This window comes from Ralstonia sp. PBBBR1 (assembly GCF_002256165.1).
GTDB classification, from domain to species: domain Bacteria; phylum Pseudomonadota; class Gammaproteobacteria; order Burkholderiales; family Burkholderiaceae; genus Ralstonia; species Ralstonia thomasii.
In genome coordinates, this window is sequence record NZ_NKIL01000005.1 from 481,595 (window position 1) to 493,975 (window position 12,381).

The 12,381-nt window shown below is 65.7% G+C and carries 11 protein-coding genes; 8 read left to right on the plus strand and 3 right to left on the minus strand.

The window, feature by feature from the left end:
- The first annotated feature begins 48 nt into the window (after positions 1-48).
- From CFE42_RS10825 to CFE42_RS10840, 4 genes are all read left to right on the plus strand, one after another.
- Entirely contained in the window at positions 49-1,296 is a 1,248-nt protein-coding gene (locus tag CFE42_RS10825; protein WP_004628011.1) for an MFS transporter, read from the plus strand.
- Positions 1,297-1,351: 55 nt separating this feature from the next.
- Positions 1,352-2,272, plus strand: coding sequence for an amidohydrolase (locus CFE42_RS10830; RefSeq protein WP_004628013.1), 921 nt, complete (start codon positions 1,352-1,354; stop codon positions 2,270-2,272).
- A 118-nt stretch (positions 2,273-2,390) separates the two neighbouring features.
- Positions 2,391-3,143 (plus strand): class I SAM-dependent methyltransferase, encoded by a 753-nt coding sequence (locus CFE42_RS10835; protein WP_004628014.1) that lies wholly within the window; start codon positions 2,391-2,393, stop codon positions 3,141-3,143.
- Positions 3,144-3,368: 225 nt separating this feature from the next.
- Positions 3,369-4,754, plus strand: coding sequence for a sensor histidine kinase (locus CFE42_RS10840; RefSeq protein WP_004628015.1), 1,386 nt, complete (start codon positions 3,369-3,371; stop codon positions 4,752-4,754).
- 19 nt (positions 4,755-4,773) lie between these two features.
- Here the strand turns inward: CFE42_RS10840 and CFE42_RS10845 are convergent, their stop codons facing one another.
- Both CFE42_RS10845 and CFE42_RS10850 read right to left on the minus strand, forming a co-directional pair.
- A complete protein-coding gene (locus CFE42_RS10845; RefSeq protein WP_004628016.1) occupies positions 4,774-5,280 on the minus strand; it encodes an acyl-CoA thioesterase in 507 nt (168 codons plus the stop codon).
- 132 nt (positions 5,281-5,412) lie between these two features.
- On the minus strand, positions 5,413-7,062 hold the full coding sequence (locus tag CFE42_RS10850; protein WP_004628017.1) for a diguanylate cyclase: 1,650 nt from the start codon (positions 7,060-7,062) through the stop codon (positions 5,413-5,415).
- 316 nt (positions 7,063-7,378) lie between these two features.
- Here CFE42_RS10850 and CFE42_RS10855 point away from each other — a divergent pair, with 316 nt between their 5' ends.
- From CFE42_RS10855 to CFE42_RS10870, 4 genes are read left to right on the plus strand one after another with little or no spacing between them, the layout of a single operon-like run.
- Positions 7,379-8,266, plus strand: a complete 888-nt coding sequence (locus tag CFE42_RS10855) for an ABC transporter substrate-binding protein (RefSeq protein WP_004628018.1) — start codon at positions 7,379-7,381, stop codon at positions 8,264-8,266.
- Between the two features lie 53 nt (positions 8,267-8,319).
- Positions 8,320-9,030: an amino acid ABC transporter permease gene (locus CFE42_RS10860; protein WP_080633370.1), complete on the plus strand. Its 711-nt coding sequence runs from the start codon at positions 8,320-8,322 to the stop codon at positions 9,028-9,030.
- Positions 9,031-9,032: 2 nt separating this feature from the next.
- Positions 9,033-9,800 carry an amino acid ABC transporter permease gene (locus tag CFE42_RS10865; RefSeq protein ID WP_004628020.1) on the plus strand — a complete coding sequence of 256 codons (768 nt, stop codon included), beginning with the start codon at positions 9,033-9,035 and terminating at the stop codon, positions 9,798-9,800.
- Between the two features lie 47 nt (positions 9,801-9,847).
- Positions 9,848-11,329, plus strand: a complete 1,482-nt coding sequence (locus CFE42_RS10870) for an AMP nucleosidase (protein WP_004628021.1) — start codon at positions 9,848-9,850, stop codon at positions 11,327-11,329.
- Between the two features lie 16 nt (positions 11,330-11,345).
- Here the strand turns inward: CFE42_RS10870 and CFE42_RS10875 are convergent, their stop codons facing one another.
- The gene (locus CFE42_RS10875; protein WP_004628022.1) at positions 11,346-12,263 is read right to left on the minus strand and encodes a LysR family transcriptional regulator; all 918 of its coding nucleotides are present in this window, start codon (positions 12,261-12,263) and stop codon (positions 11,346-11,348) included.
- Between the last annotated feature and the right edge of the window lie 118 nt (positions 12,264-12,381).

Genomic DNA, 12,381 nt, shown 5'->3' on the forward strand with positions numbered 1-12,381 from the left:
GAGCAATGCGTGAATCATGCATCGCTCACGTCACCCGGAGGAGACTGCATGTTCGGCTGGTTCAAAGAGATTTCGAAAGGGGAGAAGCGCACGTTCTGGGCCTGCTTTGGCGGCTGGGCGCTCGACGCGCTGGACGTGCAGATGTTCAGCCTCGTCATCCCGACCATCATCGCGGCCTGGCACATCGGCAAGGCCGAGGCGGGGCTGGTGTCGGGCGTCACGCTGGTGGCGTCGGCCCTGGGCGGCTGGATTGCCGGCGCATTGACCGACCGCTTCGGCCGCGTGCGTACGCTGCAGATCACGGTGCTGTGGTTCTCGCTGGCCACATTCGCCTCGGCCTTCGCGCAGAATTTCGAGCAGTTCCTGGTGCTCAAGGCCATCCAGGGTTTCGGCTTTGGCGGCGAATGGGCGGCGGGCGCCGTGCTAATGGCCGAGAGCATTCGCGCCAGCCACCGCGGCAAGGCCATGGGCACCGTGCAGAGCGCATGGGCCGTGGGCTGGGGCGCCGCGGTGCTGCTGTATGCGCTCACATATACCTTCATCGAGCCCGACCTCGCCTGGCGCGTGATGTTTGCTGCGGGGTTGCTGCCGGCGCTGCTCATCATCTACATCCGCCGTGGCGTGAAAGAACCGGTGCCGGCCGCCAAGCCGGATGCGAACGCCAACGCGATGCCGATCTCGCGCTTTCCGCTGCTCGACATCTTCCGCCCGCAGGTGCTGCGCATGACGCTGATCGGCGGCCTGCTGGGCGTGGGCGCGCATGGCGGCTACTACGCGCTGATGACGTGGCTGCCGACGTATCTGAAGACAGAGCGGCACTTGTCGGTGCTCGGCACGGGCGGCTACCTGGCGGTGATCATCTTCGCCTTCTGGTGCGGCTGCGTGGCCAGTGCATGGCTGCTGGACGTGCTCGGCCGTCGCGGCAACATCCTGCTGTTCTCGTGCTGCTGCGTGGTGACGGTGCTGGTGTATCTGCTCGTACCGCTGTCGGATGGCGCGATGCTGGTGCTGGGCTTTCCGCTGGGCTTCTTTGCGGCGGGCATTCCGGCCAGCATGGGCGCGTTGTTCAACGAGCTGTATCCGCAGGGCGTGCGCGGCACGGGCGTGGGCTTTTGCTACAACTTCGGCCGCGTGGTGTCTGCCGCGTTCCCGGTGCTGGTGGGCAAGATGAGCGCCTCGATGTCGCTGGGCACGGCCATCGGCATCGACGCGGCCATCGCGTATTCGATCGTCGCAGTGGCCGTGCTGATGCTGCCCGAAACGAAGGGCCGCGACCTCGCTGCCGTTACGGTCTGAACACCCATCACAACATCATGACGACGCACTCGATCCGTCGCCGCCAGGAGACCCCATGCCCACCCGCCGCGCCTTCAACACCGGATTGCTTGCCATGCTAGGTTCCACCGCCCTTGCCGGCTGCGCCGCCACCGGCAACAGCGACGCCACGCGCGGCACTTCCGCGGGCATCACTGCCATCGATACGCATGCGCATGTATTCGAGCGCGGCTTGCCGCTGGCCGATGCGCGCCGCTATGCGCCCACGTATGACGCGCCGCTGCCGGCCTACCTGGCGCAGCTCGACGCGCATGGCGTGTCGCACGGTGTGCTGGTCCAGCCGAGCTTCCTGGGCGTCGACAACAGCTACCTGCTGGCCGCGCTCAAACAGGCGCCGCAGCGCTTGCGCGGCGTGGCCGTCATCGACCCGGCCGCGCCCGAAACCCTGCTCGCGCAGATGAACGCCGAGGGCATCGTCGGCATCCGCCTGAACCTGATCGGTGCGGCAGACCCGCAATTGAAATCGCCCGTGTGGCAAGCCGCGCTGGCACGCCTGCATGCGCTGGGCTGGCATGTGGAACTGCACGTCGAGGCACGCCGCCTGCCCGCGCTGCTGCAGCCGCTGCAGGAAGCGCAGGTGAACGTGGTGGTCGATCATTTCGGCCGTCCCGACCCGGCACTCGGCGTGGACGACCCCGGCTTTGCCGCATTGCTCGCCGCCGGCCGCTCGCGCCGCGTGTGGGTGAAGATTTCCGGTGCCTACCGTAACGGCGCCAACGGACGCGGCGAAGCCATCGCGCAGGCCGCCATGCCGCGCCTGAAAGATGCGCTCGGCCTGGACCGCCTGGTATGGGGCAGCGACTGGCCGCACACGCAGTTCGAATCGCAGATCGACTACGACAAGATGTGGGCCTTCGCCGGCGTGCTCCTGCCCAGCGCAGCGGACCGCAAGCAGGTGCTGGTCGACACGCCCGCGCAATTGTTCCGCTTCGGCTGAACGCGCGATACCCCGAAGCGCTCGCGCGATACCCCGTTTCGCGAATCACGAATTTCGCCGCGCGGGCCGCGCTCCTACACTGGCCGCTCCTCATCCCCACAAGCCGTAAGGAGCAGCCATGCAGCAGCATCGACTCGTCGACGCGCAATTCGGCCAAGTCGCCCAGGCCTACCTGACCAGTGCCGTGCACGCACAGGGCGCCGATCTCGACGCGCTGGCCGCGCTGGCGCAATCGGTGCCGCACGCCAAGGTGCTCGATCTGGGCTGCGGCGGCGGGCACGTGAGCTTTGCCATGGCGCCGCACGTTGCCACCATGGTGGCGTACGACCTGTCGGAAGACATGCTGGGCGTGGTGGCCGCCGAAGCCGCGCGCCGCGGCCTCGCGCAATTGCACACGCAGGCCGGCCGCGCCGAACGCCTGCCCTTTGACGATGCCGCGTTCGACATCGTTGCCACGCGTTTTTCCGCTCACCACTGGTACGACGTGCGCAAAGGTCTGGCCGAAGCGCGCCGCGTGCTCAAACCCGGCGGCAAGCTCGTCGTCGTAGATATCGTGGCGCCGGAAGTCCCGTTGCTGGACACTTTGCTGCAAACCGCCGAGGTGCTGCGCGATGCGTCGCACGTACGCGACTACCGTGTGTCCGAATGGCAGGCCATGCTGGGCGAGGCCGGTTTCCAACCCGGCACGCCACGCACCTGGAAGCTGACGATGGCCTTCGACAGCTGGATCGCCCGCATCCGCACCCCGCAGGTCCGGGCCGATGCCATCCGCGACCTGTTCGACCGCGCCGCCGACGAAGCGCGTGCGTACTTTGCCGTGGCGCCCGACCATTCGTTTGCGATCGACGCGATGCTCATCGAGGCGACCTGAATCGTTTGAGCGGACCGGGCGCCTTCATCCTCCCTCATCCTTTTTGTCACACCCGTTGGAGGGGTGGCCTGATACGGCGCCATTTTCAGGGTTTCGCTTAATCCTGAATGAAAAAAATGTGATATCGGAACACGTGTACGAACGCGGGGTTGCCGGTAGCCTTCCGGGTTACCGTCGACTCCGGTCGCCATTGGCGCGCGGCCATCGCGCCGACTTCCGATTTCCATGTACGCCCTGTTCCCCGCCTTCGTCTCGTCGCTCTTCCTGTTCTACGGCGTCTACGTCGTGACCACGCGCGGCCGTACGCGAGCGAGCCTGGCGTTTCTCGGCATGACGACACTCACGTGCCTGTGGCAAGGCATCTGGGCGTTTCTCTTCCAGACCCATGACATTGGCACCGCCCAAGTGCTCGCCAAGCTCGGCTGGATTGCCATCCTCGTCATGCCGACCATGCTGTATCACTTTGCCGTGGAGGTGGCCGAGGCGCCGAGCGAGCGGCCCTGGCTCCTGGCCGCCTATGCGCTGGACGCCGCCCTGATCGCGCTGCTGCTGACCACCAACCTCGTCATCGATGGCGTGCACGCGTTCCACTTCGGTTTCTATCCGAAGGCGGGCGTGCTGGAGGCCGTGCATATCGCCCAGACAGTGGCGCTGGTCACGCGCGGCATGTGGGTGCTGTACCGCGAGCAGCGGCATGCCACCGCCGAAAAGCGCAAACGGTTGCTGACGTGCCTGTTCGGCGTCGGGCTGATTTCGCTGGCCGCGGCCGACTACGCGGTCAACTACGGCGTTGCGTTCTACCCGCCGGGCGTCCTGCCGCTCGCCATTGCGCTGGGCATCATCGCCGTGGGCGTGGTCAAGTTCGACCTGATGCGCCCGTATGCACTGGCCGCCACCGTTGCCCATGAAGTGCGTACGCCGCTGACGACCATCCGCCTGCAGGCCGCCGAAATCGCCCGCGCGTGGCCCGACGTCTACCGCGGCTATCAGCTCGCCATCGACAACGGCCTGTGCCAACCGCCGCAACATCCGGCCATGCTGGATCGCCTGTCCAAACTGGCGGGCGCCATCACGTCGGAAGTCGCATCCGCGCACAGCGTGATCGAAATGGCGTTGGCGTCCGTCACGCTGGAGCGCCTCGACCGGCGCACCTTTGCGGCCCACTCGCTGCGCGAATGCGTGGAGACGGCCGTGGCGCAGTATCCGTTTCAGGCCGGCGAGCGCGAACGCGTGCACGTGGAGGCATTCAACGCCGACTGGCGCTTCGTGGGCTCCGACACGCTGCTGGTCTATGTGTTGTTCAACCTGCTGAAGAACGCGCTGCACGCCATCCAGATCGCGCGCAAGGGGCACATCGAAATCTCCGCCCGCCAGGATGGAGACAGCTATGTGCTCGTGGTGCGCGACAGCGCCACCGGCATTCCGCCCAGCGTGCAACGTCGCATCTTTGACCCGTTTTTCTCCACCAAGCATGTCGGCAAGGGCTCGGGCGTGGGGCTGACATTCTGCCGCCGCGTCATGCAGGCATTCGGGGGGCGCATCCAATGTGAATCCGTGGTTGGGGAATACACGCTGTTCTCCATGCGGTTTCCCCAACCGCCTGCTATCTGACGTTTACACCTTTAGAACGTCAGGACGCGTGTGCCAGCTCCGACAGCGTGTCCAGCTCGTACGCCTTCACACGCATGCGCACGTGCTCCGGCAACCGCTGGATGACGCGCTCGGCGTTGGCGCACACCACCTGCTGATACCCCAGCGACACCAGCCGCCCGCCTGAAACAAAGCGGAACACCAAATAGAACGAGCACGGCTGCACCCGGAAGGTGTTCAGGTGGCATTCCACGCGCTGAAACGGGAATGTCTCTTCAACGAATTCCTGATGCGCCAGCTTGGTCACGAAGATCACGCGTCCGCTCATGAGCAGATCTGCGTCAATGCATTCGTGGAACCAGCGCTCGCGCACCACGCCCTGCCACTCGAAATACCGGGCGAAATACGTGTTTGCGTAGGCGTTGGAATCCTTCAGATAGACATCGAAGGCGTGCTGAAACGTCTGCTGCGCGGAAATGGCTTCGGGCAGCTCGGCATTGCGCAGATAGTGGTCGACGACTGTGGCAATGGATTGGCCTGTCGGCATCGCATACTCCAAGAATGGATTTGGCTGCTGGCGGCAGCCGCGCATGTGCGGTGGTCCCGCGCATGTGTCCATTCTTCCGATGCACTTGCCGTTGCGTAACAGGCCAATGACGTAGCCCTACGAACGGGCGGCCTACTCCGCGGTCGCCACACTCCGCAGCCCTGGCGGACTCTGGTGAAAGCGGAACGTATTGCGCCCGCTGCGCTTGGCATCGTAGAGCGCTGCATCGGCCCATTCGAACAGCTCGTCCAGGTGTTCGTCGGCGGGCGTGAGCGTGACGGCGCCGGCTGATAGCGTGACGTACGGCGCGACGACAGACGCCGCGTGCGGTTCCGCCCGTTCGGCCACCATGGCCACGGCGCGGGCCACGACCTGGCGGGCGTCATCGCGGTTCAGGTCGAACAGCATGGCGACGAATTCTTCGCCGCCCACACGCGCGATGAAGTCATCTGGGTGCCGGCACGCCATGCCCAGCGTGTCGGCCACCATGCGCAGGCAATCGTCGCCACGAAGGTGGCCGTAGGTGTCGTTGTATTGCTTGAAGCAGTCGATGTCGAACAGCGCCAGCGTGACTGGGCGATTGTCGCGGCGGGCGTGGTCGAACAATCGCGGGGCCTGCGTCTCAAAAAAGCGGCGATTGAACAGCTGTGTGAGTGCATCGCGGTTGACGTCGTTCTCAAGCACGCTGAGCAAGGCCCGCGTGCGCTGCAACTCGCCGCGCAGTGCATCCTGGGCGCTGGCCATGCCGGCACGCTGCAACTGCTCGACCGTCACGTCGCGCAGCAGCAGGAAAACACCCGCGTGGCGTCCGCGCGCGTCGCGCAAGCCTTCGAGCGTGACTTCCAGCGTGCGGCCCGTGTCGGGCAGCCAGACCTGCTGGCGGTTGGGCAGGCGCGTACGTTCGAACTCGCGCAGGATGCCGGCCACGTTCAGCACGGGGGGCGGCATGGCATGCACCTGGGCAGTCGGCAACAGGTGGCGCGCGGCGGCGTTGATGCTGGCGATGGAGCCATCGCGGGCCAGCACGATGCAGCCGTCTCGCATGGCTTCGATGATCTTGCCTCGCGCATAGCCGGCGGTGTCGCGCAAGCGCGGCCGCAGCACGACCCACCCGAGCATTGCGGTGCTGACGGCAAACGTGGCGGGTGTGAGATCGCCGCCCAGCGCCGTCGTCCAGTGCTGCAGATATGCCAGATGCGCGACCAGCGGCAGCAGTTGCCCGATGACGAGCACCAGCCGCACCTGCGTGCGCGACGACACGTAGAGCCCGGAGGCGGCTTCGTCGATGGGCAGCACCAGCAACACAAGGCTGATGGCCAGCAGCACGTAGTTGTAGGCGGTGCCCACCCAGAACATGCGCCCGTGATCGAACACCGCGCGCTTTATCCCATCAATGACGACGAAGCGCCAATCGAGCCATACCAGGTGGTGCAGTTCATTGGTGGCGACCAGACCGATGAAGCCGGCGGCCACCAGCAGCGCCAGCACCCAGCCTGCGCGCACCACCGGCAATGCGTTGAATTCGGGCCGTATGAGGCCAACGACCATGCGCAGCCATGCCGCGGGCACCATCATGATTCCGAGATAGGCGACCTTGGCCCAACCCACGCGCACGGGCATGTCGAAGGTGACGACTTCCATAAGACGCGCGCCGCTCCACAGCGCGGTGCCGAGCGCCAGCAGCATGAAGGCGGAGACTTCCGCGTCATCGCGGCGCGGCCACGATAGACCGATCAGCGCGATCGAAACGAGTGCAGCGCTAGCCAGTGCAGCGATCAGCATGATCGGCAGGCCCAGCGCGCATGGCGATGCCGGCGAATGACGACGCCAGCCGATTGCTCCACGTGTATTCCCCGTTCGTTCGTTGTTCTTGCAGTGTATCGCGCACTGTTGTTGGGTGAATGACAGCGTGGTGCGCCTTCGATCACCTGCCATTTCTATCGGCATGAAATGTAAAAACTGAAGGCCCGCGCGGCTTTGCGGCGCATGGCTGGACCAGTGCGCGCGGGCGGACGCATATCGATCTGCCAACGAATTCGTTTGCGCGGCGCAACAACCGCCCTACGCTTGGCCCCTAAAAATTCATCAGGGGGTTGTCATGCAGGCACGCGTTTCGGGCGCATTTTCGTTGCAAGGTCTGGCGCAAGCGCTGACGAAATTGTCGCGCCAGGCAGTGGGGGTGGTCATCGGGGCGGCGCTCGCGGTGGCGGTGCTGCACGCGCCGCAAGCCCACGCCGACAAGCTGGACGACATCAAGAAGGCGGGTGTGCTGCGGGTGGGCGTGTTCGATGCCAATCCGCCCTTCGGTTACGCCGATGCCAAGACCGGTCAGCCCGTTGGGTTGGACGTGGACTATGCGCAAGAGATCGCCAACAAGCTGGGCGTCAAGCTGGAACTGCGCGCCACAAACCCGGCCAACCGCGTGCCGCTGCTCACCTCGGGCAAGGTCGATATCGTGGCCGCCAACTTCACCATTACCGACGAGCGCAAGAAGCAGATTGAATTCAGCACGCCGTACTTTGCCAGCGGCCTGCAGTTCATCGCCAAGAAGGGGGTGCTCAAGCAGCCGGACGATTTGAAGAGGGACGGTATCCGCCTCGGTGTCGACAAGGGCACCACGCAGGAAACCACGCTGCGCGACGGCTATCCCAACGCCCGCGTGATCGCCTATGACGATTCCCCGCTGGCGCTCACCGCACTGCGCACCGGTGCCATCCAGGCATTTGCACAGGATGGTGCCAAGCTCGGCGCGCTGCTTGCCACGCTGCCCAACCGCAGTGAGCTGGAGATCTCGCCTTTCGTGCTGACGCGCGAGTACATGGGCATCGGTGTGCCGAAGGGTGAAACGAAGCTGACGGCCACCATCGACCAGATCCTGCAAGGGCTTGAGAAGGACGGCTCCGCCGGCCGCATCTATGACCGCTGGTTCGGCCCGAAGAGCGCCGCCCCGCTGCCGCGCGACTTCATCATCGGCAGCACCAAGTGAGCTTGAGCCTGCCGGCCGTCTTCCAGCCCCTGCCGCCGCGTTATCTCGGCTGGATGCTGGAGGGCTTCGGGATGACGCTGCTGGTGTCGGCGGCTGCCATCGCGGGCGGGCTGGCGGTTGGCCTGTTGCTCACGGCGCTGCGCGCAAGTTCACTGGCGTGGCTGCAGTTGCCGGCACGCGCGCTGGTGGCTTTTCTTCGCAAGACGCCGTTGCTGGTGCAACTGTTCTTCTGGTATTTCGGCGCGGCGCAATTGCTCGGCGAAGACGTGGTGGGTGCCATCACCGGCTGGAGCGGCATCGCCGTGGGCGCCTGGCGGTTGCCTGCGCCATCGTTCGAATTTCTGGCGGCGGCGTTCGGCATCGCGTTGTATGCCGGTGCGTTTTTCTCGGAAGAGCTGCGCGCAGGCATCCGGGCCGTGCCGCGCGGGCAGCGGGAGGCCGCGCTATCGCTGGGTTTCACGCCGCGTGCCGCCTTCCTGCATGTGGTGCTGCCGCAGGCACTGCGCGTGTCGGCGCTGCCGTTGCTGGGGCAATGCGCCAACACCATCAAGAACACCTCGCTGGCCATGGGTATCGGGCTGGCTGAGCTTGCGTATAGCGCGCGACAGGTGGAAACCGACACGCTGCTCGCCTTCCAGGCCTTTGCCGTGGCAACCGTGCTGTATGCCGGGGGGATTCTGTTGCTGCAATGGGCCGCGCCCGTAGTGCTGCGGCAGCTCGGTTGGGCACCCACATCGACGCTGCCAGCCGGAGGCCCCACGTGACGATGGAAGCCGTGCTCCTGCACCTACGCTACCTGCTGGTTGGCCCGTATTCGAACGGCCCGCTGGCCGGCGCGGCGCTCACGTTGTGGATGGCGCTGTGGGCCTGTGTGATCGCCACCGCGGCGGGTGTCGGCGGTGCGCTGTTGCTCGACAGGCTCGACACCACGCCAGGACTGCGCCGGCTGGCGCGCCTGCTGCGCGGGCTGCTGGCCACGCTGCGGGCTATCCCGGTACTCATGCTGATGTTCTGGGCGTACTTTCTGATCCCCATGGCCCTGGGCGTGTCGGTGCCGGAAACCGCCACGGTGGTCGCTGCACTTGCCGCCGTGGGCGCGGCCTACATCACCCAAAGCATGGAAGCCGGCTTGCGTGCCGTCGGTGCCGGGCAGCGCAATGCGGCACTGGCGCTGGGCATGTCGCCCCCACAGGCGCTGCTGACCGTGGTGCTGCCGCAGGCGTGGCGCATCATGCTGCCGTCACTCGCCAACCAATGGGTATCGACGGTCAAGGACACATCGCTGGCGTATATCGTGGGCGTGGTGGAACTGTCCACCGCCGCCAGCCAGGTCAACAGCCGCACGGTGGCCTACCCGGCCGAGGTGTTCGGCGCGGTGGCCGTACTGTATTTCCTGCTGTGCACCGGCATCGAGGCCTTGCCCAATTGGTTGCGCGCAGGCCCCCGCACGCCTGCGGCGCAACCGGACCACATGTCGACCTGGCAACGCTTTTTGCGCTGGCGCGAACGCCCTGTTTCAGATGCCGTGACTTGAGCCACACCGCTATCTTGGCTTCACAAAACGTCGGTATCATCGAGAACATGACCGATACCCGCGCCACCGCCCATCTCTATCCTGCGCACGACCTGGCGATCTGTACCGACGCCAATACCGCCGTCGAGCGCATCACCGCCATCTACGAGCGCTCTGCGCAGGCGGTTCGCGATCGCTTCCACGCCTTTGCGCGTGGCGAGGATTGCAGCGAAGACCTGTCCGCCTGCTACCCCTACCTCGGCATCACCGTCGACCCGAAAACGCTGGTGAGCGACGCGCGGCCGGCATGGGGCACAGTGGCGTATCCGGGCGTGTACGGCACGACGCTCACGCGGCCGGACCTCTTCCGCGACTACTACCGCGTGCAGATCGAGCGGCTGCTGCACTATCACAACAGCCCCGTCGTGGTGGGTGTGAGCAACCGGCCGATCCCGCTGCCGTTCGTGGTGGAGGCGTCCACCGTGGACATCACGCCCGAACAAGCACGCGCGTTGGGCGGCGCGTTTACGCTGCCCGACCTCGCGCAGATCGACGACTCCATTGCCAACGGCACGTACCGCCCGATTGGCGACGAACCGCAGCCGCTGTCGATGTTCACCGCCGAGCGGGTCGACCTCGCCCTGCAGCGCCTGTACCACTACACCGCCACGCATCCGAAGCATTTCCAGCGCTTCGTGCTGTTCACCAACTACCAACGCTACGTCGATGAGTTTGCCGCCCTCGGGCGCAAGCTGATGGAAGACGGCAACGACGAGGGCTACATCCGCTTTGTCGAGCCCGGCGACACCGAACACGAACTCGGCACCCCGGCGCCTGACGACTCCCACCGCATCAAGGGTCTCCCGCAGATGCCCGCCTACCATTTGGTGCGCGAAGACCGCCTGGGCGTGACGCTGGTGAACATCGGTGTGGGCCCGTCCAATGCCAAGACCATCACCGATCATCTGGCCGTGCTGCGTCCGCACTGCTGGATGATGATCGGCCACTGCGGCGGCCTGCGGCGTTCACAGCAGTTGGGCGACTACGTGCTCGCCCACGCCTATGTGCGCGACGACCACGTGCTAGACCAAGATCTGCCGCCATGGGTGCCCGTGCCGCCCATCGCCGAGATTCAGGTGGCGCTGCAGGAAGCGGTGGCGCGCATCACGGGGCTGTCCGGCGCCGACATGAAGTCACGCATGCGCACCGGCACGGTGGTCTCCACCGACGACCGCAACTGGGAGCTGAAGTACCAGGCGCTGTACAGCCGCTTCAACCAGTCGCGCGCGATTGCCATCGACATGGAAAGCGCGACCATTGCCGCCAACGGCTTCCGCCTGCGCGTGCCCTACGGCACCCTGCTGTGCGTGTCCGACAAGCCGCTGCATGGCGAACTGAAGCTGCGCGGCATGGCCAACCTGTTCTACCGCCAGCGCGTGAGCCAGCACTTGGACATCGGCATGGAGGCCGTGCGCCTGTTGCGCGAAAGCGGCGTTGAAGCGCTGCACTCGCGCAAGCTGCGCAGCTTTGACGAACCCGCGTTCCGATAGCGCGGGTGAGCACCGGTTAGCGCGGGGGCTGCTCCGGCAGCGCCTCGCGCAGGAAGTCCAGAAACACCCGCACCACCTCGGGCAAGGTGCGCCCCGCGAGGATCTGCAGTTCTACCGTCCGCCCGCGCATGCCGCGCTCGCGGATCTCCGCGGCATGCAGCTCACCGCGCTGCACGCGCTCGCGCACCGTGATCTCCCCCGCGATGCCCAAGCCGCCGCCTTGCAGCACGAAACTCAACAGCCCATCGAAGCGGTTGCTGACCAGCACCGGCTCGAACACGAGCCCGCGTTGACTGCAGCCCATGTCGAACAGCTGGCGCACCGTGTTGTCCGGCCCCGAAAGCGCAATCGGAAACGGGTGCATCTGCGCCAGCGTCACGCTGTTGAACTTCGCCAGCGGGTGGTCGGGCCGCATGATGGCAAACACTGAGCCACGCTGCTGATACGCCACGCGAATGCCGTGCACGGCGGCGCGGCTGTAGGTCAGGCCGATGTCCACGTCGCCACGCAAGACGGCCTCGGTCACGCGCATGGGCTCTTCGGCGCGCAGGTCGAACTGAATGCCGGGATGCCGCTCGCGAAACGCCACGATGGCGCGCGGCACAAACTCGATCGCAAAACCATCGGAGCACGCAATGCGCACACGGCCGCGCTGCAGCCCTTGCAGGCGCTGAATATCCGAAACCACGCGCTCCGCCTCCAGCGCCTCGCGCAGGGCATGCGCGGCAAGCAGCTCGCCGGCTGCGCTGGGCCGCATACCGCGCGGTTGACGCTCGAACAGCGGCACGCCCAACAGCTCTTCCAGCATCGCCACTTGCCGGCTGATGGCCGAGGCGCTGACATGCAGGCGCGCGGCGGCCTCCGTCAACGAGCCCGTGCGCACGACCTCTAGAAAATAGCGGAGGGACGTCTCCTGCAGGCGATGAGATGACATAGGCGACGTAGGCGCAGGGGGCCTTTTTGCTTTGCAGAAAACGCAAAGATATCCCAAGAAAATTCTAATGGTCAAAAAGGTGTGGTATGCGCAGACTCACCCGGAACTGTTCGATCAG

Excerpts from the sequence above, each read along its gene's own strand:
- CFE42_RS10860 (WP_080633370.1), top strand. The coding sequence starts at position 8,320 with ATGCTGGAGGGCTTCGGGATGACGCTGCTGGTGTCGGCGGCTGCCATC.
- CFE42_RS10855 (WP_004628018.1), top strand. The coding sequence starts at position 7,379 with ATGCAGGCACGCGTTTCGGGCGCATTTTCGTTGCAAGGTCTGGCGCAA.
- CFE42_RS10865 (WP_004628020.1), top strand. The coding sequence starts at position 9,033 with ATGGAAGCCGTGCTCCTGCACCTACGCTACCTGCTGGTTGGCCCGTAT.
- CFE42_RS10870 (WP_004628021.1), top strand. The coding sequence starts at position 9,848 with ATGACCGATACCCGCGCCACCGCCCATCTCTATCCTGCGCACGACCTG.
- CFE42_RS10840 (WP_004628015.1), top strand. The coding sequence starts at position 3,369 with ATGTACGCCCTGTTCCCCGCCTTCGTCTCGTCGCTCTTCCTGTTCTAC.
- CFE42_RS10845 (WP_004628016.1), bottom strand. The coding sequence starts at position 5,280 with ATGCCGACAGGCCAATCCATTGCCACAGTCGTCGACCACTATCTGCGC.
- CFE42_RS10835 (WP_004628014.1), top strand. The coding sequence starts at position 2,391 with ATGCAGCAGCATCGACTCGTCGACGCGCAATTCGGCCAAGTCGCCCAG.
- CFE42_RS10825 (WP_004628011.1), top strand. The coding sequence starts at position 49 with ATGTTCGGCTGGTTCAAAGAGATTTCGAAAGGGGAGAAGCGCACGTTC.
- CFE42_RS10850 (WP_004628017.1), bottom strand. The coding sequence starts at position 7,062 with ATGCTGATCGCTGCACTGGCTAGCGCTGCACTCGTTTCGATCGCGCTG.
- CFE42_RS10830 (WP_004628013.1), top strand. The coding sequence starts at position 1,352 with ATGCCCACCCGCCGCGCCTTCAACACCGGATTGCTTGCCATGCTAGGT.
- CFE42_RS10875 (WP_004628022.1), bottom strand. The coding sequence starts at position 12,263 with ATGTCATCTCATCGCCTGCAGGAGACGTCCCTCCGCTATTTTCTAGAG.